Annotated in this window: 18 protein-coding genes, 1 pseudogene and 1 riboswitch; of the genes and pseudogenes, 8 read left to right on the top strand and 11 right to left on the bottom strand. The window is 74.0% G+C overall.

Annotated features, from left to right (window positions below; genetic code table 11):
* Positions 1–131: 131 nt before the first annotated feature.
* Both gap and ACFY7E_RS17380 read right to left on the bottom strand, forming a co-directional pair.
* Positions 132–1,127: a type I glyceraldehyde-3-phosphate dehydrogenase gene (gene gap / locus ACFY7E_RS17385; protein ID WP_383444699.1), complete on the bottom strand. Its 996-nt coding sequence runs from the start codon at positions 1,125–1,127 to the stop codon at positions 132–134.
* A 109-nt stretch (positions 1,128–1,236) separates the two neighbouring features.
* A complete protein-coding gene (locus tag ACFY7E_RS17380; RefSeq protein WP_389485686.1) occupies positions 1,237–2,193 on the bottom strand; it encodes a GlxA family transcriptional regulator in 957 nt (318 codons plus the stop codon).
* Positions 2,194–2,467: 274 nt separating this feature from the next.
* Between ACFY7E_RS17380 and ACFY7E_RS17375 the strand changes: the two genes are divergently transcribed.
* Positions 2,468–3,730, top strand: coding sequence for a serine hydrolase domain-containing protein (locus tag ACFY7E_RS17375; protein ID WP_389485683.1), 1,263 nt, complete (start codon positions 2,468–2,470; stop codon positions 3,728–3,730).
* Positions 3,731–3,781: 51 nt separating this feature from the next.
* Here ACFY7E_RS17375 and ACFY7E_RS17370 read toward each other — a convergent pair whose 3' ends face one another.
* From ACFY7E_RS17370 to ACFY7E_RS17360, 3 genes are all read right to left on the bottom strand, one after another.
* Positions 3,782–4,315: a GNAT family N-acetyltransferase gene (locus tag ACFY7E_RS17370; RefSeq protein WP_389485680.1), complete on the bottom strand. Its 534-nt coding sequence runs from the start codon at positions 4,313–4,315 to the stop codon at positions 3,782–3,784.
* Positions 4,316–4,450: 135 nt separating this feature from the next.
* Positions 4,451–5,671: a S8 family peptidase gene (locus ACFY7E_RS17365; RefSeq protein ID WP_389485678.1), complete on the bottom strand. Its 1,221-nt coding sequence runs from the start codon at positions 5,669–5,671 to the stop codon at positions 4,451–4,453.
* Positions 5,672–5,896: 225 nt separating this feature from the next.
* A complete protein-coding gene (locus tag ACFY7E_RS17360; RefSeq protein WP_389485675.1) occupies positions 5,897–6,736 on the bottom strand; it encodes an alpha/beta fold hydrolase in 840 nt (279 codons plus the stop codon).
* A gap of 191 nt (positions 6,737–6,927) precedes the next feature.
* On the opposite strand from ACFY7E_RS17360, the gene ACFY7E_RS17355 reads away from it, so the two are divergent.
* Positions 6,928–7,365 carry a nitroreductase family deazaflavin-dependent oxidoreductase gene (locus ACFY7E_RS17355; RefSeq protein ID WP_383444682.1) on the top strand — a complete coding sequence of 146 codons (438 nt, stop codon included), beginning with the start codon at positions 6,928–6,930 and terminating at the stop codon, positions 7,363–7,365.
* Between the two features lie 34 nt (positions 7,366–7,399).
* Here the strand turns inward: ACFY7E_RS17355 and ACFY7E_RS17350 are convergent, their stop codons facing one another.
* The 3 genes from ACFY7E_RS17350 to ACFY7E_RS17340 all read right to left on the bottom strand — a co-directional run bounded on the left by ACFY7E_RS17350 (position 7,400) and on the right by ACFY7E_RS17340 (position 10,613).
* A complete protein-coding gene (locus tag ACFY7E_RS17350) occupies positions 7,400–8,512 on the bottom strand; it encodes an ABC transporter substrate-binding protein (RefSeq protein WP_389485672.1) in 1,113 nt (370 codons plus the stop codon).
* 172 nt (positions 8,513–8,684) lie between these two features.
* On the bottom strand, positions 8,685–9,521 hold the full coding sequence (locus ACFY7E_RS17345) for a ketose-bisphosphate aldolase (RefSeq protein WP_389485669.1): 837 nt from the start codon (positions 9,519–9,521) through the stop codon (positions 8,685–8,687).
* Positions 9,522–9,689: 168 nt separating this feature from the next.
* Positions 9,690–10,613, bottom strand: coding sequence for an SIS domain-containing protein (locus ACFY7E_RS17340; protein ID WP_389485667.1), 924 nt, complete (start codon positions 10,611–10,613; stop codon positions 9,690–9,692).
* Between the two features lie 149 nt (positions 10,614–10,762).
* Here ACFY7E_RS17340 and ACFY7E_RS17335 point away from each other — a divergent pair, with 149 nt between their 5' ends.
* Both ACFY7E_RS17335 and ACFY7E_RS17330 read left to right on the top strand, forming a co-directional pair.
* Positions 10,763–11,572, top strand: coding sequence for a DeoR/GlpR family DNA-binding transcription regulator (locus ACFY7E_RS17335; RefSeq protein ID WP_389485664.1), 810 nt, complete (start codon positions 10,763–10,765; stop codon positions 11,570–11,572).
* Between the two features lie 168 nt (positions 11,573–11,740).
* Positions 11,741–13,764 (top strand): annotated as a pseudogene (locus tag ACFY7E_RS17330) (phosphocholine-specific phospholipase C).
* 55 nt (positions 13,765–13,819) lie between these two features.
* On the opposite strand, the gene ACFY7E_RS17325 reads toward ACFY7E_RS17330, so the two are convergent.
* Entirely contained in the window at positions 13,820–14,455 is a 636-nt protein-coding gene (locus ACFY7E_RS17325; RefSeq protein ID WP_389485662.1) for a hypothetical protein, read from the bottom strand.
* A gap of 383 nt (positions 14,456–14,838) precedes the next feature.
* Positions 14,839–15,022, top strand: a riboswitch (cyclic di-AMP (ydaO/yuaA leader).
* Positions 15,023–15,026: 4 nt separating this feature from the next.
* On the opposite strand from ACFY7E_RS17325, the gene ACFY7E_RS17320 reads away from it, so the two are divergent.
* Complete coding sequence (locus ACFY7E_RS17320; protein WP_389485660.1) at positions 15,027–15,935, top strand: transglycosylase SLT domain-containing protein; 909 nt, start codon at positions 15,027–15,029, stop codon at positions 15,933–15,935.
* Here the strand turns inward: ACFY7E_RS17320 and ACFY7E_RS17315 are convergent.
* A complete protein-coding gene (locus tag ACFY7E_RS17315) occupies positions 15,932–17,245 on the bottom strand; it encodes a phosphoribosyltransferase family protein (protein WP_389485658.1) in 1,314 nt (437 codons plus the stop codon). The genes ACFY7E_RS17320 and ACFY7E_RS17315 overlap by 4 nt on opposite strands.
* Before the next feature lie 125 nt (positions 17,246–17,370).
* Complete coding sequence (locus tag ACFY7E_RS17310) at positions 17,371–18,135, bottom strand: alpha/beta fold hydrolase (RefSeq protein ID WP_389485656.1); 765 nt, start codon at positions 18,133–18,135, stop codon at positions 17,371–17,373.
* Between the two features lie 152 nt (positions 18,136–18,287).
* On the opposite strand from ACFY7E_RS17310, the gene ACFY7E_RS17305 reads away from it, so the two are divergent.
* The 3 genes from ACFY7E_RS17305 (at position 18,288) to ACFY7E_RS17295 (ending at position 22,063) form a co-directional block, all read left to right on the top strand.
* Positions 18,288–20,807: a SpoIIE family protein phosphatase gene (locus tag ACFY7E_RS17305; protein ID WP_389485654.1), complete on the top strand. Its 2,520-nt coding sequence runs from the start codon at positions 18,288–18,290 to the stop codon at positions 20,805–20,807.
* A 168-nt stretch (positions 20,808–20,975) separates the two neighbouring features.
* Positions 20,976–21,236 (top strand): type B 50S ribosomal protein L31, encoded by a 261-nt coding sequence (locus tag ACFY7E_RS17300; protein WP_389485652.1) that lies wholly within the window; start codon positions 20,976–20,978, stop codon positions 21,234–21,236.
* Between the two features lie 152 nt (positions 21,237–21,388).
* On the top strand, positions 21,389–22,063 hold the full coding sequence (locus ACFY7E_RS17295; protein WP_389485650.1) for an NAD-dependent epimerase/dehydratase family protein: 675 nt from the start codon (positions 21,389–21,391) through the stop codon (positions 22,061–22,063).
* The last annotated feature ends 275 nt before the right edge of the window (positions 22,064–22,338 follow it).

Genomic DNA, 22,338 nt, shown 5'->3' with positions numbered 1-22,338 from the left:
GTGCACCCCGACCGCGGAACCGGGCCCGGCGGTGGGCGGAAAACGGGAACGCGCCGACCCCGCGAGGCGGGATCGGCGCGTGGAGGTCCGCTTGCCGGGGACGGCGGCCGCGTGGACCGTCGGTCTCCCCGTCAGCCGGCGAGGAGTTCGAGCGTGTCGATCACACGGTTCGAGAAGCCCCACTCGTTGTCGTACCAGGCGACGACCTTGACGTGGCGGCCCTCGACGCGGGTGAGCTCCGAGTCGAAGATCGAGGAGGCCGGGTTGCCCGTGATGTCGGAGGAGACCAGCGGGTCGTCCGAGTACTCCAGGACGCCCGCGAGCGGACCGGCGGCCGCGGTGCGGTAGGCCTCCAGGACGTCCTCGCGGGTCACGTCGCGGGAGACGGTCGTGTTGAGCTCGACGATCGAGCCGACCGGGACCGGCACGCGGATCGAGTCGCCGGACAGCTTGCCGTCGAGGTTCGGCAGCACGTGGCCGATGGCCTTGGCGGCGCCCGTCGAGGTCGGGACGATGTTGACGCCGGCGGCGCGGGCGCGACGCGGGTCGCGGTGCGGGCCGTCCTGCAGGTTCTGCTCCTGCGTGTAGGCGTGGACCGTCGTCATGAAGCCGTGCTCGATGCCGGCGAGGTCGTCGAGGACCTTGGCCAGGGGAGCGAGCGCGTTCGTCGTGCACGAGGCGTTCGAGACGATCGTGTGCAGGTCCGCGTCGTACGCGTCGGTGTTGACGCCGTACGCGAGGGTGACGTCGGCGCCGTCGGCGGGCGCGCTGACGAGCACCTTCTTCGCTCCCGCGTCGATGTGGGCGCGGGCCGCCTTGGCCGACGTGAAGCGACCGGTCGCCTCCAGGACGATGTCGACCTCCAGCTCGGCCCAGGGCAGCTGAGCCGGCTCGCGCTCGGCGAGCACCTTGATGCGCTGCCCGTCGACGACCAGGGTGTCGCCGTCCACGCTCACCGGGCGGCCGAGACGGCCGGAGGTCGAGTCGAAGGCGAGGAGCCGCGCGAGCGCGGTGGGCTCGGTGAGGTCGTTGACGGCGACGATCTCGAGGCTGCTGTCGCGCTCGAGCAGCGCGCGCAGCACGTTGCGTCCGATGCGGCCGAATCCGTTGATGGCGATACGAGTCATGGCGATGTCCCTTCGGTTCGCCCCCCATGCTCGTGCGCGGCGGACGCCCGTGACAGCGGCGTGATCGCCACGGTCCGCAAGTATCGCGCCAGAGCGCCACCGGGAGCGGTCACTCGCCCTGGGCGAACGTGCGCCGGTACTCGCTCGGCGTGGTGCCCAGGATCCGCTGGAAGTGCAGCCGCAGATTGGCCCCGGTGCCGAGCCCCACGTCGGCGGCGATCTGCTCGACGCCCCGCTCGGAGCGTTCGAGCAGCTCGCGGGCCCGGTCGACGCGGGCCCGCATGACCCACTGCATCGGGGTGTAGCCGGTGTCCTCGACGAACCGGCGCGAGAACGTGCGGGCCGACACCGCCGCGTGCCGGGCCAGGACGTCGAGGGTGAGGGGTTCGCCGAGCCGGTGCAGCGCCCACTCGCGGGTGGCGGCGAACCGCTCGCCGAGCGGCTCGGGCACGCTGCGCGGCACGTACTGCGCCTGGCCGCCGCTGCGGTACGGGGCGGCGACCAGACGCCGGGCCGCGTGGTTCGACGCGGCCACCCCGAGGTCCCCGCGCAGGATGTGCAGGCACAGGTCGATGCCGGACGCGGCGCCGGCGGAGGTCAGGACGCTGCCCTCGTCGACGAAGAGCACGTTCTCGTCGACCCGGACCAGGGGGCGTTTCGCGGCGAGCGCCCGCGCGTAGTGCCAGTGGGTGGTGGCGCGCTTGCCGTCGAGGAGCCCCGTGGCGGCCAGCGCGAAGGCGCCCGTCGAGATCGCGGCGAGCCGCGCGCCCCGGTCGTGGGCGGCGACCAGCGCGGCGACGACGGCCTCCGGGGGGTCCTCGCGGTCGGGGAAGCGGTAGCCGGGGACGAAGACGACGTCGGCCCACGCGAGCGCGTCCAGGCCGTGGGCGACCTGGTACGACAGGCCGTCACCACCGGCGACGACACCGGGTTCCGCGCCGCACACCCGTACTTCGTAGGGCATGCTCGCGCGGGTCGTGAAGACCTGCGCGGGGATGCCGACGTCGAGGGGCTTCGCCCCTTCGAGTACGAGGACGGCGACGCGATGCAGACGGGAAACGGGCACGTCACGAGGGTACGCGGGGCGCGCCGGGCGGCGGACGCGGGCGTCGGGACCCGGGGCCCGAGCCACGGGTCCCGGGGCTCGGGACTCGGGCGCCAAAAGAACGGAATCATGCCGTCCGCATCTCGTGGCCCGTCTCAGGAACCTTCCCCGGCCGTTGACACTCATGACCGATGGGCCCGGGGCCGCGCCGCGACGGTGGCGTTCCCGCGCGCCCCGCGGCGCACTTCCGTCGTGTGCCGTGCCGAACGATTCCGACGAAGTCGAGGAAACCACCGTGCCCCTGACGTCGCACCGACGCCTGGTCGTGAGCGCCACCATGATCGCCGCACTCGCCGCGGGCGTCGCCCCCGCCACCAGTGCGTCCGCCGCTCCGCGGACCCCGGCCGCCGCCCGGACAGCGGCCGACACCGTCCCCGCCCCCGACATGGAGGGCGTGGTCGCCGCGCTGAACGCCGCCGTGGCCAACGGCGCACCGGGGGCGATGGCCCGCTTCTCCGGACCCGGCGGCGTCCGGAGCCGCGCGGTCGGCGTCCAGGACCGGGTGAACGGCACGCCCATGGACATCGGGTCGCGGTTCCGGATCGGCAGCGTCAGCAAGACGTTCTCCACGGTCGTGCTCCTCCAGCTGGTGGAGGAGGGACGGCTGACGCTGGACGCGCCGGTCGACACGTACCTGCCCGGTCTGCTCCCCGACGACCGCATCACGGTCCGTCACCTGCTCACCCACCGCAGCGGGCTCGCCGACTACACCGACCCGATGTTCGCCGACACGGTGCCGGGCTTCGAGTCCGTGCGGAACAAGGTGTTCGGCTACCAGGAACTCGTGGACCTCTCCCTGGCGCTGCCCCGGACCACCGAGCCCGGCGTGTCCTACAAGTACTCGAACGCCAACTTCGTGGTGGTCGGGATGCTCATCGAGAAGCTCACGGGCAGGCCGGTGGCGGACGCGTACCAGCACCGGATCTTCAAGCCGCTGGGACTGCGCCACACCTCGTACGTCCACCCCGAGACCCGTATCGCGGGTCGGCACGCGCGCGGGTACCTGTACCCGGACACGGCCGGCGACCCGCTGGTGGACTCCACGGAGCAGACCGTGTCCTGGGCGCAGTCCGCCGGGGCCGTCATCTCCGACGCAGCCGATCTGAACACCTTCACCAGGGCACTCGTGCGCGGCCGTCTGCTGTCCCCGGCGATGATGGCGGAGATGACGACGGTGACGCCGACGGACGCCACCAACGCCCGGTTCTACGGGCTCGGCCTGCGCCGCTACGACCTGTCGTGCGGCACCCGGGTGTACGGGCACACCGGCACCGTGCAGGGCTTCTACACGTACGCCTTCTCGACGCGCGACGGCCGCCGGAGCCTCTCGGCCATGGCCAACTCCACGAACCGCGGCGCGGTCAACACGGCGCTCGGCGGAACCCTCGAAGCGGCGTTCTGCGGCAAGAAGCCGGCCTCGGCCTCGCGCTCCGCCTCGCCCGCGGCCCGCGACTTCTCGTCGCTGCCGGCGGAGCGGGACCTGCCCGAGCGGCACTGACGGTCCCCGAGGGGGCGTTCGGGCCTCCGCCGGCCGGACGCCCCCTCGGGTTCACGCCTGGTACTCGGTGAGGTCGATGGCGTGGACGCGCAGGGGAACGCCGAGGTCCGGGTGCTCAAGATCCCGATCGGGTTCCATGCCGAGCTTGGCGGCGACGTTCTCGGACGCGCGGTCGGTGAGGTGCGTGACGGCGACGACCCGGTCGAGCCCGCGGTCCTGGAGGGCCCACTCCAGGACCGCGTGGGCGGCCTCGGAGGCGTAGCCCTGGCCCCAGAACTGCCGGCCGAGGCGCCAGCCGATCCCGATCTCGTGCGTCGGCTCCGGCAGGAACTCCGCCACGGAGAGCCCCGCGAGGCCGATCAGCTCGCCGGAGCCGATGAGCTCCACGGCGAAGAGGCCGAAGCCCTCCTCGTCCCACTCCTCCTCGTACCGCTCGATGTCCTCGGCGGTCTCCTCCAGGTCGCGGACCGAGCCGTCGCCGATCCAGCGCATGACCTCGGGGTCGGCGTTGATCTCGGACAGCGGGACGAGGTCGTCGTCGCTCCAGCGGCGGAGGACGAGGCGGGGGGTGCGGATCTCGGTCATGGTCCCATCCTGACGCACGCGCCGGACCGCCCGCGCCACCGGGTTCCGGGCGCGCGGGAACCGTCCCGGAGGCGCCGGCCGCCTCCGGGACGGTTCCCGCTCTCGTGGTGCCGCGAGCCGTACCGCGGGTCCGTGTTACGGGACGATCCGCAGGAGGCGGTTCGGGGAGCCGCTGCCCGGGCTGGTGACCTTGTCGGGCGTGGCGCCGTTGACGAGGGCCGTGGCGACCTGGGCCGGGGTGGCGGAGGCGTGCCCCGCGAGGTAGACCGCGGCGGCGCCCGCCACGTGCGGGGCGGCCATGGAGGTCCCCGAGATGGTGTTGGTGGCGCTGTCGCTCGTGTGCCAGCCCGCCGTGATCGACACGCCGGGGGCGAAGAGGTCGAGGACCGAGCCGTAGTTGGACCAGCTCGCCTTGGCGTCGGTGTTGTTCGTGGCGCCGACCGTGAGGGCCTCGGCGACCCGGGCGGGCGACGAGGAGGAGGCGTTGACCCCGGAGTTGCCGGCCGCGACGGCGTAGGTGACGCCGTCGGCGATGGACCTCTTCACCGCGTTGTCGAGGGTGGTGGAGGCGCCGCCGCCGAGGGAGAGGTTGGCCACGGCCGGGGCGCCGGCGGTGTGGTGGGAGGTGACCCAGTCGATGCCCGCGATGACACCGGCGGTGGTGCCGGAGCCGTTGTTGTCGAGGACGCGGACCGCGACGACCTTCGCCTTCTTGGCCACGCCGTAGGTGGTTCCGGCGATGGTCGTGGCGACGTGGGTGCCGTGCCCGTTGCCGTCCTGGGCGACCGTGTCGCCCTCGACCGCGTCGTAGCCGTTCACGGCGCGTCCGGCGAGCTCGGAGTGGCTGACGCGGACCCCGGTGTCGATGACGTAGGCCGTGACGCCGCCGCCCGCGCTGTCGGGGTAGGTGTACGTGCCGGAGAGCGGCAGGTTCGCCTGGTCGATGCGGTCCAGGCCCCAGGGGGCGTTGGTCTGCGTCGCGTCGGAGCGGACCACCTGGTTCTGCTCGACGGAGGCGACGGCCGGGTCGGCGGCGAGGCGGCGGGCCGCCTTCGCGTCGAGGGAGGCCGCGTAGCCGTTGAGGGCGGAGCCGAACGTCTTGCGGACGGTGCCGCCGTAGGCGGATATCAGCTTCCGGCCCCTGTCCGAGCCGGCCTTGAAGCCCGCGCCCTGCTTCAGGGTGACGAGGTAGCTGCCGGGGACGGCGTCGGCCGAGTCCGCCGCGAGGACGGTGCCCTCGGCCGGGGCCGCCTGGGCGGGGACGGCGGCGAAGGTGCCGAGCAGGGCGGCCGCGGTGGCGGCGGAGGCCGTCACGGCGAGGCGGGTGCTGGTGCTGGTGCTCTTCGGGAGTGCCATTGCGAGGGATTCCTCCTCGTCGACGTCGTGCCCGGGGGGTGGGACGGCACGACCGTGGGGGGTGCACGTGGGGCCACGTACACGGTCGGGACCGGTGTGTCCGGTCCCGGCGTGATCAGCAGCCTGGCGGCTCCCCGGGCGTGGCTCAAGGAACTTGACGCCTTGTCATGCATCTGCCATACGCCTGCAATCGAACCCCCTCGGAAGCCCCTCGGGGTGGCCTGATCAGGCGCGCCGGTGGCCGGAAACCGGGTCCGCCCGATCAGCCGGGTCCGCCCGATCAGCCCGACCAGCCCGATCCGCCGGGGCCTCCGCGAGGAAACGGGCGAGCGCCGCCGTGAAGCCGTCCGGGTTGTCCAGCATCAGGTTGTGCCCCGCGCCGGGAACCTCGATCACCGGGATCCCGAACGCGGCGGCCTTCTCCGCGTCGGCGTCCGGCAGGCTCAGCTCCCCGACGAGGAAGGTGCGGGGCATCGCGAGTCCGGCCAGCAGGTCCCCCGCGGCGGGCGTGCTCCCCTCGACGAGCGCCACCGCGCTGCGGTGCACCGCCAGCGGGTCGGCGAGGCGCAGCCGGGCGGCGTAGTCGGCGCGGCCGGCGAGGGCGAGCATGCGGGAGAACCCCCTCGTCACGAACGCCTCCTCGCTCTGGGCGGCCACCGGCGAGCTGAACGCGCCCCCGCCCGCGTACAGGTTGGGCTCCGCCACCACGAGCCGGGCCACCAGGTCGGGGCGGGCCGCCGCGAGGTGGATCGCCACCGCACCGCCCATCGAGTGCCCGACGAGGTCCACTCCCGTCACGCCGAGGTGGTCGAGGACGGCGGCCACCGCCGCCGCCTGGGACTCCACGCGGTAGTCGAAGTCCACGGGCCGGTCGCTGAGTCCGTGGCCGAGGAGGTCCACCAGGAGCGCCCGGCCGCCGCGGAGGGCGGGACGGGTGGCGATGTGGGCGAAGTCCGAGGCGGCCGTGCACCCGAGGCCGTGCAGGAAGACCCGTACGGGCCCCTCGCCCGGCAGGTCGATCCACCGGATGTACGCCCGCTCCTCCGCCAGGAACAACTCCCGCATGCCACCACTCCCCCGGGCCGTGCCGCCGCCGTGCCGTCGTCGCGCCGTCATGTCGTCGTGGCGTCGTGTCTTGGGGCGCCACCCTACGAGCCGCCACCGACAACGCCCGCCGGAGCGGCCTGCCGCCAGGTGCGCGGGCGGTCGGATAGCGTCGGACCCGACCCGACTCGATCCGACGCGGAAGGACACACATGCCCCTCGAAGGTGAGTACGAGCCCAGCCCGGAGGCGTGGGTACGGGACCAGGTCGAGCTCTACGAGTCGTCCGGCGGCACGAAGGGCACGACCATGCGCGGCATGCCGGTGGTCCTGGTGACCAGCCGGGGCGCGAAGAGCGGCAAGCTCCGCAAGACCCCGCTGATGCGGGTCGAGCACGACGGGGCGTACGCGCTCGTGGCGTCGAACGGCGGTGCCGTGAAGCACCCCGTCTGGTACCACAACCTCGTCGCGTCGCCGGAGGTGGAGCTGCGCGACGGCACCGAGGCGTGGGACATGCGGGCCCGCGTCGTCACCGGCGAGGAGCGACGGGACTGGTGGGACCGGGCCGTCGCCGCCTTCCCGGACTACGCCGACTACCAGCGCAGGACGGACCGGGAGATCCCCGTGTTCGTGGTGGAGCGGACCGGCTGAGAGAGGGCGCGGGGCCCGGCCCCCGCGCCGCCCCTCAGCCGGTGCGGAGGACCCGGAAGCGACCGGGCTCCGCCGGGTCCCGGTCGGCGACCTGGACCGGCGCCCAGGTCCACTGCCGCACGCCGATGCCCGGCGCGCGGGAGAACCGGATCGGCCCCCGGGCACCCTCGGCCTCCACGCGCGGCCACGAGGCGGCCACGGCCGCCCGGTCCGTACCGTGGGAACGCAGGGCGACGGCGAGGAACGTGACGGTGTCCCAGCCCTCGAAGGCGACGAAGGAGGGGGCTTCGCCCAGCCGTTCGCGAAGCTCCTTCCCGACGCGTCCGCCGAGCGGGCCGAGCCGCTCCGGCAGGTAGCGCAGGAACGGGATCCCGGCACCGGCCCCGCCCAGCTCCGTAGCCCATTCGGCGAACTCCGGCTGTCCCGCCGGGGCACCGATCAGGATCTCCGCGAGCCGCCGGTCGCCCCGGACGGCCCGGACGATCGGCACCGCGGGCTCCGGATGGCCGACCAGGAGGAGGAGCGCCGTCGCGCCGTGCTCGACGAGCGCGTCGCACAGAGCCGCAGGAGTGAGCGCGTTCGCGTCGAGTTCGACGACGGTGCCGCCGCGAGGAGTGAGGTGGTCCCGCAGGATGCGGGTCCCCGACTCCCAGTAGACGCTCGGCTGGACGGCCACGGCGACGCGGCCGCGGCCCGCGCCGAGGAGGAAGTCCGCGTAGAGCCGCCAGCCGTGGGACTGGGCCGGGGCCAGGCGCGCGACCCACTCCGTCGGTCCCTCGGTGAGCGCGTCGAGCACGGCGGACGAGCAGAGGAACGGCAGGCGGAGGGCGTCGGCCCGCGCGGCGGCGGCGCGGGCGACGACGCTGTGGTACTCGCCGACCACGGCGGCCACGCCCAGGCCCGCCAGTTCGTCCACGGCCGCCGCCGCCCGCTCCGGATCGGCCGCGGTGTCCCGGACGAGGAGTTCCAGCGGCCGGCCGTCGATCCCTCCCCCGGCGTTGACCTCGTGGACGGCCAGGTCGAGTCCCGCGAGCAGGTGCCGTCCCGCCCCGGTCCAGCCGGGCCGGGTCAGCGGGACGAGGGCGCCCAGACGGACGGGCCGCCCGTCCGCGCGGTCCGTCCCGGACGAGGGCGATGGCGTGTTCATCGGGTGGTGTCCTCCCTGGGGCGACGTGGTCGCGGTCCGTGTCCCCCGCGTCCCGCCCCGGCGGACCCGCCGGGACGGTCACGCCGGTCATTGGATCCGTGGCAGGCGCCGGCGGGCAATCGATTATCCGTCCGCCGGAGCGGTCGGTGGCGGGCGACCGCGCCCGCGCCGGTCAGGCCGGGGCCAGGACCGTCAGGAGGTGGGCGACCTCCCGGGCGACGGCCGCGCGGGCCGGGGTCAGGTAGTGGCGGGGGTCGACCGCGTCGGGATGGTCGGCGAGGTGGTCACGGACGGCCCGGGTGAAGGCCTTGTTCAGGTGGGTGGAGACGTTCACCTTGGTCATGCCGGCGGTGACGGCGGTGGCGAGGCCCGCGTTCGAGACGCCCGAGGAGCCGTGCAGGACCAGGGGGACGTCGACCGCGACGCGCAGCCGGGCGATCAGGTCGAAGTCGAGGACCGCGTCCCGGGTCAGCATCTGGTGGGAGCTGCCGACGGCGACGGCGAGGGCGTCGACCCCGGTGGCGGCGACGAAGGCGCGGGCCTCCTCCGGGTCCGTGCGCACGCCCGGGGTGTGGGCGCCGCCCTTGCCGCCGACCTCGCCGAGTTCGGCCTCGACCCAGACGCCGCGGCGGTGGCACTCCTCCACGACCTCGCGGGTCGCGGCGACGTTCTCGTCGTAGGGGAGCTTCGAGGCGTCGAACATGACCGAGCCCAGGCCGAGTCCGACGGCCTCGCGGACGAGGTCGGGGTTCTCGGCGTGGTCGAGGTGGACGGCGACGGGGACCTTGGCGGCGCGGGCGACCGCCAGCGAGGCGAGGGCGACCGGCTCCAGGGCGCCGTGGTAGCGGACGGTGTTCTCGCTGATCTGGAGGACGACCGGCCGGTCGGCGTTCTCGGCGCCGGCCACGATGGCCTGGGCGTGTTCGAGCTGGAGGACGTTGAAGGCCCCCACTCCGGTGCCGGCCGCGCGGGCGCGGCGGGCGATCTCGTCGGTCGGCGTCAGCGGCATGGCACGTCTTCTTCCGGGGCGCGGTCGGCTGCTTCTCGGGTGCGGTGAACGGGGTGACGGTCGAGGCGGCGGCCAGGACGGCGGCCGGGCGTGGACACCGGGCTCCCGGATGTGGACACCGGGTCGTCGGACATGGACACCGGCCTGTCGGGCATGGGCGCCGGCCCGTCAGGCATGGACGTCGGAGAGGACCACGGAGCGGGTCAGGTTGCGGGGGGTGTCCGGGTTCAGCCCCTGCGCCTCGGCGACGGCGACGGCCAGCCGCTGGGCGCGGATCAGGTCCGCGAGGGGGTCGAGGCCGCTCTCGGAGAGGATGCCGCCGACCTTCCGCACGTCGTCCGCGAGTCCGGCGGGGAGGGCGCCGAAGCCCCAGGCGACCCGGCCGGGGCCGGTGATGCTGATCGGGCCGTGGCGGTACTCCATCGCGGGGTACGCCTCCGTCCACGCGCCCGCCGCCTCGCGCATCTTGAGTCCGGCCTCCAGGGCGAGTCCGTAGGTCCAGCCGCTGCCGAGGAAGGTGAACTGCTCGGCCGTGAGGACGTTCTCGTCCAGCGGGGAGGCGAGGGCCCGCTCGGCGTCCCGCGCGGCCTCCTCGACGGTGGCCACGCCCCCGGGGAGGGCTTCCTCGGCCTCCAGGTGCGCGCGGAAGAGGGCGAGCGCGGTGGTGGCGAAGCGGGTCTGGACGACCGACTCCTCGTCCGCGAAGTCGAGGACGGCGACCTCGTCGGCGAGGTCCATCACCGGGGTGGCGGGGTCGGCCGTGACCGCGCCCGTGGGCACGGTGCCGCGCAGCCGGGAGAGGACGGCGAGGACCTCGCTGGTGGTGCCGGAGCGGGTGATCGCCACGACCCGGTCGTAGCGGCGTCCGCGGGGGAACTCGGAGGCCGCGAAGGCGTCGGTCTCGCCGTGGCCGCCGGACTCGCGCAGCTCGGCGTAGGCCAGGGCCATGAACCAGGAGGTGCCGCAGCCGACGACCGCGACCCGCTCGCCCCGCCGGGGCAGGGCGGCGACGTGCCGGGGCAGGGTGCGGGCCGCCTGGCGCCAGGTCGCCGGCTGGGAGGCGATCTCCACGGCGGTGCGAGTGGTGCTCATCCCGATCTCCTTGCAAGAAAGACTGCGCGATACTGAAGGAACATGCTTGAAGTCGGACTCATTCAAGCAGAAAGATGCAGGACGTTTCCAGGTCCTCCACCTCCCGGGAGCTAGAATCGGACGTTCGCACGACCGGGAGGGAGGGACCCATGTCCAAGCACGAGCGGTGGAACACGCTCCTCGAACTACTGGCGGCCTCGGGAAAGATCGAGGTGGAGGAGGCGGCGGCGACGCTCGACGTCTCCGCGGCCACGATCCGCCGGGACCTCGACGAACTCGCCGAGCAGCAGCTTCTCGTACGGACGCGGGGCGGCGCGGTCGCACACGGCGTGTCGTACGAACTCCCCCTGCGGTACAAGTCGACGCGGCACGCGCCGGAGAAGAGGCGGATCGCGGAGGCCGCGGCCGATCTGGTCGCGCCCGGCGAGGTCGTCGGACTCAACGGCGGCACGACGACGACGGAGGTGGCGCGGGCGCTGGCACTGCGGTTCGCGAGCGGACGCGCCGAGGCCCCCGGGCCGGTGCCGGCGCCCGCGGGACCGGCGCTGACCGTGGTCACCAACGCGCTCAACATCGCGGGCGAGTTGGCGGTACGCCCACAGATCAAGATCGTCACGACGGGCGGTGTCGCCCGTCCCCAGACCTACGAGTTGGTCGGCCCGCTGACGGTCGGGGTGCTCAGCGAGGTGGCGCTCGACGTGGTCGTGCTGGGGGTCGACGGGGTCGACGTCGAGCTGGGCGTGATGGCGCACCACGAGGACGAGGCGAGCATCAGCCGGCTCTTCGCGGAGCGGGCGAGCCGGGTGGTCGTGGTGACCGACTCCTCGAAGATGGGCCGCCGGGCGTTCGCACGGATCTGTGGTCTGGACCGGATCGACACCCTGGTGACGGACCCGGGCATCGCGCCGGAGACGGTCGCCCGGCTCACCGAGGCCGGAGTGAAGGTCGTCACCGTCTGATCCGTCCACCGCTATTGGTATCCAGTCGGACCAATCACCGGCCTGAAATCCCTAGGGCTTTGGTTGTTGCCCTAGTAATTACCGCATGGGCTTATACCTTTGACCGCTCCTCCTTCCCTCATGTCTCCCACGTGCCGCCGGGGCACACCGTGAGACGAGAGGCGGGGCATGATTCCCATCAGTCGCAGGGGTTTCGTCGGCATCGGCGCGGGGCTCGCGGCGGGGGCGGCGCTGCCACCGGTGCCCGCGTCGGCCGCCGCGCGGGCCGCGACCGGCACCCTCGCCGACGTCCGCCACGTGGTGATCCTCATGCAGGAGAACCGCGGCTTCGACCACTGCTTCGGCACCCTGCGCGGGATGCGGGGCTTCGCCGACCGCGCGGCGGGCAACCTGCCCGGCGGCCGGGGGACGTTCCACCAGCCGCACCCGGGCGGGCGTCAGTACCCGTGGAAGCTCAGCGACACCCCACCGGTCGGCGGGGTGGACGGGGAGACCCTGGCGCAGCGCAACGGCGACCCGCCGCACAGCTGGACCTCGCAGCACGCGGCCTGGAACAAGGGACGCCTCGACAACTGGGTGACGGGCGTGGGCAACGTCCGCACGCTCGGCCACCTCGACCGCGAGGACATCCCCTTCCACCACGCGCTCGCCGACCACTACACGATCTGCGACGCGTACTTCTGCTCGGCGCTCAGCGCCACCGGCCCCAACCGCACCTTCCTGTGGAGCGGGAGGATCGACGCCTCCAGCAAGGACGGCGGCGAGGAGCGGGGGCTGACCTGGGAGACGTACGCGGAGGCGCTCCAGCGCGCCGGGGTGGGCTGGAAGGTCTACCAGAACGCCCAGGACAACTCCGGCGACAACGGCCTCGCGTACTTCAAGAGGTTCACCGACGCGCGGCCCGGGGACCCGCTGTACGACCGGGGCACGGGCTCGGTCCCGAAGGCGACCGGCTCGACGCCGGACGACATCGCGGCGGCGATCCGCGCGGACGTCCTGGCGGCGACCCTGCCGCAGGTGTCGTGGGTGGTCGCGGGCGAGGCGTTCTCCGAGCACCCCTGCGCGCCGCCCGGCGACGGCGCGCACTTCGTCGACCTCGTCCACCGCGCGCTCGCCGCGAACGCCGAGGTGTTCGACTCGACCGTGCTGTTCCTCGACTACGACGAGAACGACGGCTCCTTCGACCACGTGCCGCCGCCGGTCGCCCCGCCGGGCACACCGGGCGAGTACCTCGACGGCGTGCCGATCGGTCTGGGCTTCCGCGTCCCCATGCTCGTCATGTCCCCGTGGACCCGGGGCGGCCGGGTGAGTTCCGAGGTCTTCGACCACACCTCCGTGCTGCGCTTCCTGGAGACCTGGACGACGGCCCTCGGCACCCCGGCCGCCTGCCCGAACATCAGCGCCTGGCGGCGGAGGGTGACGGGCGATCTGACCGGCGTCTTCGACTTCGCCCGTCCGGTGTACGGGGTGCCCGCCGGGCTTCCGTCGACGGCGAAGGTGATCGGCCAGGCCACCTGCGAGCCGCTGCCGAACCCGGTCCCGCAGAGCAACGCCCTGCCCGCGCAGGAGCCCGGCACCCGGCCGGCCCGGGCTCTGCCGTACCAGGTGAACGGCAATCCGGACCGCTTCGAGTTCGGCTCCGGCGGCAAGATCCTGGCCTGGTTCTCGATGACGAACCGGGGGGCGGAGGCCAGGCGGGCCGCGCACTTCCCGATCCACCCGCACCAGTACCGCGACACGGCCGCCTGGCAGTACACCGTGGACCCCGGCGGCACGGCCACCGACTTCTTCAACATCGGCACGGGCTCGGGGTCCGGGAAGTACGACCTCTCGACGATGGGACCGAACCGCTTCCTGCGCCGGTTCGTCGGCGACGCCTCCAAGGCGGGCAGGGACGTCGAGGTGGCGGCCCGGTTCGCGACCGAACCGGGGATGGGGAAGACGGCCCTCTGGTTCAGGATGACCAACGCCTCCGGCGGGCCCGTCACCTTCATGGTCCGCTCCAACGCCTACCGGACGGACGGGCCGTGGACGTACACGGTGCCGGCGAACTCCAGCACGAGGACTTCTTCAACGCCGTCGCCCACCAGAAGGGCTGGTACGACTTCACGGTCACCACCGGCGTCGACGGGACCTGGTCGCGCCGGTACACCGGCCACATCGAGAACGGGGCCACGAGCGCCAGCGGTTGATCCCGGCCGACCGGGCGCGGGGGCGTGCGGGGCTCCCCGCGCCCGGGCGGCGCCGTCAACGGCCGGCGTGCGCGGCGCGGCGGATCGTGGCGTCGAGGAGGGCGAGGGCGTCGTCGGCCGTGCGCCCGGGGGCCCGGTTCCACGGACCGATGAGGTCCCGCCACCCCCGCGACCGCAGCTCGGTCATGATCCAGGCGGCCGCCTCGTTCATGGTGTCCGTGCCGCCGTAGCCGAGGCGGTGGGCGGCGAGGAGCGCCCCGCAGACGCAGCGGGCCCCCCGTCTGTCGCGCAGCTTGTACGGGGCGTTCTGCCAGCCCCACTCGGTCAGGACGAGGCGCGCGTAGCCGAGGTGGACCGAGGGGCGCAGCTCGGCCCGGCCGACCCGGCGCCACACGTGGAGGCGGTCCGGCAGCACGGCTCCGATCCGGCCGGGGAGGCGGCGCTCGACGGGGCCCGGGGCCGGAAGCGCGTCGAGCGCCTCGGCCACGAGCCGCTCCACGGGCACGCTGAGCAGGTCCCGCCAGCTCTCCTCCCGGCCCGGCGCCGGGGGTTCGGGGGCGGGCGCCGGCGGTTCGGGGGCGGTCCAGTCGGTGACGATCCGCTGCCAGACGGCGCTCTCGTAGAGGGCGGCCGCCTCGCGGTCGAGGACGTCGGGGGTGTCGGGGGTGAGCTGGGGGGCGGCGGGGGACATCGGGCGGCTCCTGGGTCGGGCGCTTCATCCTTCGGGAGGAATGTCGGCTTTGAGCATCTTGCCCTTGAATGCCAGCGATCGCCCTCGGGTGCCCCAAAGCGCCCCTTTACGCCCCCAGAGGCCCCACCTCGCCGATTTTCGTCTTATTTCCCCATCAATGGAAGTACATCGCATATTCGGACATAACCCGCCTGGTGACGCGACTCACTCCGCACGGGCCGCCGCACCGCGCCGCCCTCCCCCACCCCTTACCGCACAAGGAAGTTCGGCGTTTCCCGAGCCCGACCGATCTTGAATTCCTCGAATTCGGTGATCCTTTTGCGAGGAACGACGTCCTGATCCTCTTGTTATTCGCCGCATTACTGGCCTACGGTCACCTCCATTCGAGCGGAACGCCTAATCCTGCCACCGCTCGGAAACCTCCCTTTTCACCCGACGGCAGGAGCGGGGGACCCACGAATACGCCGGTCCGGATTCCGGAACGGCTCGGGGTGCAGCCGCGTGCGCGCGGCCGGACATCTCCCGTCCGAACCCGACAGCTCACCTCGTAGGCGCCGGAGAGGAATCCGTCATGCCTGCACACGGCAAGCACCGCCGCCCCCGCCGCAACCACGTCTCCCGTGGCCTCGCCCTGGTCGGCGCCGGTGGAGCCGCCCTGGCCCTGCCCCTGATCGCCCCCGCCACGGCCGGCGCCGCGCCCGCCGCCGGGACCCCGGAGATCGCCGCCACGGCCTTCACCGCCCCGGCCGCCGCCAAGGCTCCGGCCGCCCCGGCGACCACGCGCACGTACACCGTCGTGAGCGGTGACTCGCTTTCCCTGATCGCCCACAAGAAGGGAATTCAGGGAGGCTGGAAGAGCCTTTACCGCGCCAACCAGAGCGCCGTGGGTGACAATCCGTCACTCATCCACCCGGGTCTGGAACTGACGATTCATCGGGGCACTGCCAAGGCCGCCCCGACGCAGGCGGAGAAGCGGGAAAAGACGGGGCGGAAGGCCACCGCGAAGGCGGAGAAGTCCGCTTCGACCGAACGGGCGAACCGCTCCGAGCGCCGCGCGACCGCGCCGTCCGCCGGCACGGGGGCCTCCGCCGCCGCCCCGGCCTCCGCCGCCGTTCCGGCCGCCCCGGTCGAGGCCGCTCCGGTCGCCGCCACCCAGTACACCGACAACCTCGACGGCTGGATCCGGCAGTCGCTGGACGTCATGGCCCAGCACGGCATCCCCGGTTCCTACGAGGGCATCCACCGCAACATCATGCGCGAGTCCTCCGGGAACCCGCTGGCCATCAACAACTGGGACATCAACGCCGTCAACGGCACCCCCTCGAAGGGCCTCCTCCAGGTCATCGAGCCGACCTTCCTGGCCTACCACGTGCCCGGCACGTCGATGGACATGTACGACCCGGTCGCCAACATCACCGCCGCCTGCAACTACGCGGCCGACCGCTACGGCTCCATCGACAACGTCGACAGCGCGTACTAGTCCGCACCGGGTGCTTCCGGGGCGCCCCGGCCCCGGAAGTGCCCGGTGAACCAGGAGGCGGCGAGCTCCGCCACCTCCTCCAGGGCTCCGGGCTCCTCGAAGAGGTGGGTGGCGCCCTCCACCACGGCCAGCCGGTTCTCGCAGCGCAGCAGCGCCCCGGCCCGTCGGTTGAGGTCCAGGACCAGCGGGTCCTCGCCCCCCACCACCAGGAGCGTCGGGGCGCGCACCCCGGCGAGCCGGTCGGCCGCGAGGTCCGGCCGGCCGCCGCGCGAGACGACGGCGGCGACGGGGGACGCGGGATCGCCCGCCGCCCACAGCGCGGCCGCCGCGCCCGTGCTCGCGCCGAAGTAGCCGAGCGGGAGACCCGCGACACCGGGCCGCTCGGCCAGCCGTTCCGTGACCCCGGCGAGCCGGCCCGCGAGGAGCGGGGTGTCGAAGACGTGCGCCCGATCGGCCGCCTCGGCCTCGCCGAGCAGGTCGAACAGCAGGGTCCCGAGACCGGCCCTGTTCAACTCCGCGGCGACCGCCCGGTTCCGGGGGCTGTGGCGGCTGCTGCCGCTGCCGTGGGCGAACAGGACGAGACCGACGGCTCCCTCGGGCACGGCCAGCCTTCCCGCGAGGGCGGTGCCGTCGACCGGAATCCGTACGTCCGTGTCCCGGACGACGGGGTCGCGCGCGGCCCGGCTCCGGTCCAGACAGGCGATCACCTCGTCGTCCGGCGTCTGCGGGAAGTCCCGGTAGAACTGGCCGACGGCGTAGAACCCCTCCGGGGTGTCGACGCCGACGGTCTCGTCGGCCTCGCCGCCGAGCCGGGCCGTCCAGCCGGGCGGCGCGACCGGCACCGCGAGGACGATCCGGGCCGCGCCCCGGGCGCGGACCACCCGGCAGGCCGCCAGGGCCGTGGCGCCGGTGGCGAGCCCGTCGTCGACGACGAGGACCGTCCGTCCTTCGAGCGGGACGGGTGTCCGGCTGCCCCGGTAACGGCGGGCGCGCTGCTCCAGCTCGGCCAGTTCCCGCTCCTCCACGGCTGCCAGTGCGCGGGCGTCCACGCCGGTCTCGTGCAGCACCTGCTCGTTGAGCACCCGGACCCCGCCCTCGCCGATCGCCCCCATCGCGACCTCCGGCCGACGGGGCACGCCCAGCTTCCGGACGAGACAGATGTCGAGGGGGGCGCCGAGGGCGTCGGCGACCTCCGCGGCCACCGGCACGCCGCCGCGCGGAAGGCCGAGGACCACGACGTCCCGGCCCTTGAAGTGGTCGAGCCGGGCGGCGAGCCGCCGTCCCGCGTCGCTGCGATCGCTGAAGACCATGGTCCGACGCCCTTCCGCCCGTGCGGCCGCCCGGGCGGGCCCGGGACGGACGACCGCGTTCTTCCAGGGTAGGCGCGTCGGGCCGCTCGGCGAGGCGGGCCGCGGGTGTGCCGCGGGCGTTCCCGTCAGGCGGCGAGGAAGGCCTCGATGGCCTCGGCGAGGGCCTTCGGGGTCTCCTCGGGGGCGTAGTGCCCGGCGTCCTCGATGACTTCGAGGCGTGCGTTGGGGTACCACCGCAGCCAGGTGCCCTCCATCGCCTCGGCGCCGAGCGCCGGGTCGTGCGCGCCGACGACGAGGAGGACGGGCGTGGGGTTGTCGCGGACGCGCTCGTGGAAGTCGGCGCGGGACCAGGAGTCCAGATAGGCCCGGAAGGCCGTGGCGGAGGAGCGGTCGAGGGAGCGGTCGACGAGCGCGCCCAGCCAGGCGTCGTCGTACCGGCCTCCGGTGGTGTGGTCGATGATCACGCGCCGGCGGGCCGGATCCCCCGCGGCTCCGGCGAAGAGCTCCCAGGACTCCCCGTCGAGGGGGAACCCGGCGGCGGAGACCGGTGAGACGCCGATGAGCGAGCGGACGCGGTCGGGGGCTTCGAGGAGCACCAGCTGGGCCGCCTTGCCGCCCATGGAGTGGCCGATGACGGAGAAGGAGTCCCAGCCGAGGTCGTCGGCGACCGCCAGGGCGTCGGCCGCGACCTCCTCCATCGTGTAGGCGCCCTCGTGGTCGAGCGCCTCGCCGTAGCCCCGGCAGTCGACGAAGGCGTAGGTGCCGACGTCACCGTCCAGATGGGCGCGCAGCGGGGCGAAGCTGGTGCAGTCGCCGAACCAGTTGTGGAGGACGAGTGCCCTCCCCGGCCCTTCGCCGTGGACGTCGTACGGAAGAACCCGGCCGGTCATCGTGCCCCCTGGTCGCGCGGTGACGCCGCCGCGCGTCGTCGGCGGCGGTCGACCACCGAGTGTGACGGCCCGGACGCGTGTGGTCAACGTCTCCGTCCGGTGGAGGGTCCTCCGGGATGCGGGGGCTTCGGCCCCGGGGGCATCCTTGCTGTGTGACCTCGCACGGCGCTTCCGGCTCCGGCCCGGCGGGCGGTACCGGGCGTCCGTACGGGAGCGGAGCCGGCGACGAGCCCGCTTCCGGTTCCCTGACGTGGGCGCTCGCGGAGGCGGCCCTCGGGGTTGTGGAGGAGGTCGGCGGATACGCGGGCGGGGTGTATCTGCGCTCCGAGACGCCGGGGCTGCTGAGGCTCGCGGTCCTCGTGGGGCTGCCGGGGCCGTTGTTCCGCCCGTGGTGGCGGATGCACGCCAACCGGCCGTTCCCGGTGGCGGAGGTCCACCGGTCGGGCCAGGCCGTCCACCTCGCCGACGTCGAGGAGGCGATGCGGCGCTTCCCCCAGCTGGTGGCGAGCCTGCCGTTCCCCTTCGCCTCGCTGTACGCGCCGGTCCTCGCGGGCCGTGAGCGCTTCGGCGTGCTCGTGGCGCTGCGCGCGCCCACTCCGGGCGTTCCGGTGGACGTGCGGGACCGGAGCCGGATGACGCGGGGCGCGCTCCGCCTCGGTGAAGCCCTCACCGAGCTGTCCCGCCGGGGGACGGTGGTCGAGTGGACGGGCGATCCGGTGTGCGTGCAGCTGCCGACCGGTTCGGGACCGCCGGTGCGGTTCGGCTCCTTCGAATGGGACCTGCTCTCGGGCGCCGTCACGATGGACGACGGCCTCCTGGGCATCCTCGGGGCGGGCGTGACCTCGCCCTGCACGATCGAGGTCCTCACCTCCCTCCTGGAACCGGAGGACGGGTACGCGCTGTGGGCGGCGGCCCGGCACGCGACGGGCGCCGGCGGGCGCCCCCTGGTGCGCAGGCTCCGGCTGAAGGGTCCGGACGGCGGGCTGCACCTCCTGGAGGTGTCCGCACGCGCGCGGCGGACCGGCACCGGGAAGGGGTCCCGGCTCGCGGGCACCCTCGTCGACCTCGGCACCGGCCTGATCGGCTCGGACGCCACCGACCGGCTGCCGCGGGCACTCCTGGCCGTCGACCGGCTCGGCCGCGTCACGTACGTCAACGAGCGTACGGAACAGCTGCTCGGGCGGCCGCGCAGGGACCTGGCCGGGCGGCCGCTGTGGGAGGCGCTGCCCTGGTTCGGGCACGCCTTCCACCAGGAGCAGTTGCGCGCCGCCCTGCTCTCCGGGGAGCCGGTGCGCTTCCTGGCCCGTCCGGAGCGGGGTGGCTGGCTGTCGGTCTCGCTGCACCCGGGGCGGGACGGGGTGACGATGGTGCTCCTCCCCGAGGAGGGCCCGGCGGGCCTCGCGCACGGGGCCGGGACGGGCCGGCGCCTCACGGACGACCTCACCTCGCCCGGGGACCGGGCGGCGGACCTGTACCGGCCGGTGGCGCTCGCGATCGCGCTCACCGAGGCGGTGACGGCGCGGCAGGTGTCGGCGGTGGTGACGGAGGAGCTGCTGCCGGCGTTCGGCGGGCGGCAGCTGGCGATCTACCTGCTGAGCGACCGGCGTCTCTACCTGGCGTGGGAGACGGGTTTCCCGCAGGGCTTCCTCGAACCCTTCGACGGTGTGGGGCTCGACGCGCGGGTGCCGGGAGTGGAGACGCTGACGACGGGCAGGCCCCTGTTCTTCGAGTCGATGGAGCAGCTGGGCCGGGCGTATCCGGACCTTCCGCTGGACGCGGAGTCGGGGGCCCGGGCGTTCCTGCCGCTGATCGCCTCGGGCCGGCCGGTGGGCTCCTGCATCCTCGGCTTCGACCAGCCCCGCGGCTTCGGTCCGGAGGAGCGGACCGTGCTCACGGCGCTCGCGGGGCTGATCGCGCAGGCCCTGGAGCGGGCGCAGCGGTACGACACGGAGTCGGCGGTCGCGCGCGGCCTCCAGGACGCGCTGCTGCCGCACCGGCTGCCGGTCCGGGTCGGGGTGGACACGGTGGGCCGCTATCTGCCGGGCACGCAGGGCATGGACGTGGGCGGGGACTGGTACGACGTGATCGAGACGGGCCAGGGGCGGCTGGCCCTGGTCATCGGCGACGTGCAGGGCCACGGGGTGGCGGCCGCCGCCACGATGGGACAACTGCGGAGCGCGGTGAGGGCGTTCGCGCTCGGGGGACACCGGCCGCAGGACGTCATGCGGGGCACCAACCGGCTGCTGATCGATTTGGACCCGGGGCAGTTCGCGAGCTGCTGCTACGTCCTGCTCGACCCGGAGACCGGTGAGGCGCGGGCGGTGCGGGCGGGGCACCCGCAGCCGCTGCTGCTGCAGCCGGACGGGACGGCCGAGCAGGTGGAGCTGGCGGGCGGGATGGTCCTCGGGATCGACGACGGGGCCTCGTACCCGGTGACCCGGCTGCGGCTGGCTCCGGGAGCGGTCCTCGCGTTGTTCACGGACGGTCTCGTGGAGCGGCCGGGACGGGACATCGACGAGGGGATCGAGCGGCTCCGCCGGGCCCTCGCCGCGACGGCCTCCCTGCCGCTCTCGGAGACGGCCGACCGACTGACCCGGGAGGCCCGACAGGCCATGTCCCGGCCGGACGACATCGCCCTGCTGCTCGCGGCACGATGGCCGGAGGGCGGCTGAGCCGTACGGACGTCCCGCACCGGTCGGACGGCTGCGGGAGGGGCACGCGCGCGGGGTCCGTCACCCGGTCGGGCCCGTGGCGCTGGTCGGCGGCCGCGACCCCGGGGAGGCTGGGGATGCCGCGCCGATCAGGCCGGACGAGTCAGGGCGGCAGCCCGAGGAGGACACGTGCAGCAGGACAAGCAGCCCGAGTACGGCCCCGTGGTCTTCCGCGACCGCTCGGCCGGGTACGCGTTTCTGACCCGCTCCACCGCGACCAGCGACCGGACCATCGAGTGGGACGACGGCAACACGTACCCCGTGATCGACGTCGAGATCTCCTCCGAGAGCCACCCGTTCTACACGGGCAAGGCGCGGACCGTGGACACCGAGGGCCGGATCGCCCGGTTCGAGCGGCGCTTCGGCGAGCAGGGCTCCTCCGGGCGCTGAGCCCTTCCCGGGCCACGCCGGGCTTTCCGGAATCGCTTCCGAACCCGGCTTCCGGAACTGGCCAGGAGATGGCCTGTTCGGCTTCCACGATGAGGTCACGAGAACGGCGGGGCGTCCGCGCCCCGCCACGGACTTCCTGGAGGGGAACAGCCGTGATCGTGGTGACCGGAGCGACCGGAAGCGTCGGGCGACCGCTGGTGGAGGCGCTGGCCCCGGCCGGCGCGGAGGTCACGGCGGTGAGCCGCCATGGGACCGGAGAGCTGCCCGCAGGGGTGGCGCACCGGCGGGGCGACCTGGCCGATGTCGACGGTCTGGAGGGGCTGTTCGAGGGGGCCGAGGCGGTGTACCTGCTCGTCGCGGGGCTCGGGGACGACCTGCGTCCGCGCGGTTTCGTCTCCAACGCCTTCCTCTGGGCCGACCGGGTGCGCTCGGCACGTACGGTGGCGGCCCCCTTCGCCGATGTGGACCTGCTCGTCGTGGATCCGGCGGACATCGCGGAGGTCGCGGCCGCCGCGCTGCGCGGTCCGGCGCACGCGGGGCGCACGTACGTGCTCACGGTCCCGGTCGCGGTGACGCCGCGCGAGCAGCCACGGGCGTTGGCAAAGGCGGTGGGCGCTCCCGTGGGGTTCACGGCGCTGGGCGCGGACGAGACCCGGGAACGGCTGGTGCGGTTCCTGCCGGAGGAGGCCGTCGACGGGATGCTGCCGGTGATGGGCGATCCCGGCGAGGAGGAGCGACGGGTGAGCCCGGACGTGGAGCGGGTCCTCGGGCGTGTGCCACGGCCGTTCTCCGCGTGGGCGGAACGCCACGCGGGCGCGTTCGCCTGAGGCTAAGGCTGAGGTTGAGCCTTGGCCGGGGCGGAGTCGACCGGGCGGTGCGCGCGGCGGGCAGGGCCGGTGGATGGGGCGGGTCCGCGCGCGAGGCAAGGCCGGTGTGCGCGACGGGGTCGGTGTGCGCGGCGGGGGGGGGGGGGGGGGGGGGGGGGGGGGGGGGGCCCCCCCCCCCCCCCCGCGACCGGACGGGACCGGTCAGACGCCGATGTCGCCCCCGTCCGTGCGCCAGACGGCGACGACCGAGGGGCGGACGATCTTCCCGGGCCCGT

Source organism: Streptomyces sp. NPDC012825 (genome assembly GCF_042900925.1).
Lineage (GTDB): Bacteria > Actinomycetota > Actinomycetes > Streptomycetales > Streptomycetaceae > Streptomyces.
The sequence above is the reverse complement of the archived record's forward strand: the minus strand, read 5'-3'. Positions and strand labels throughout refer to the sequence as shown.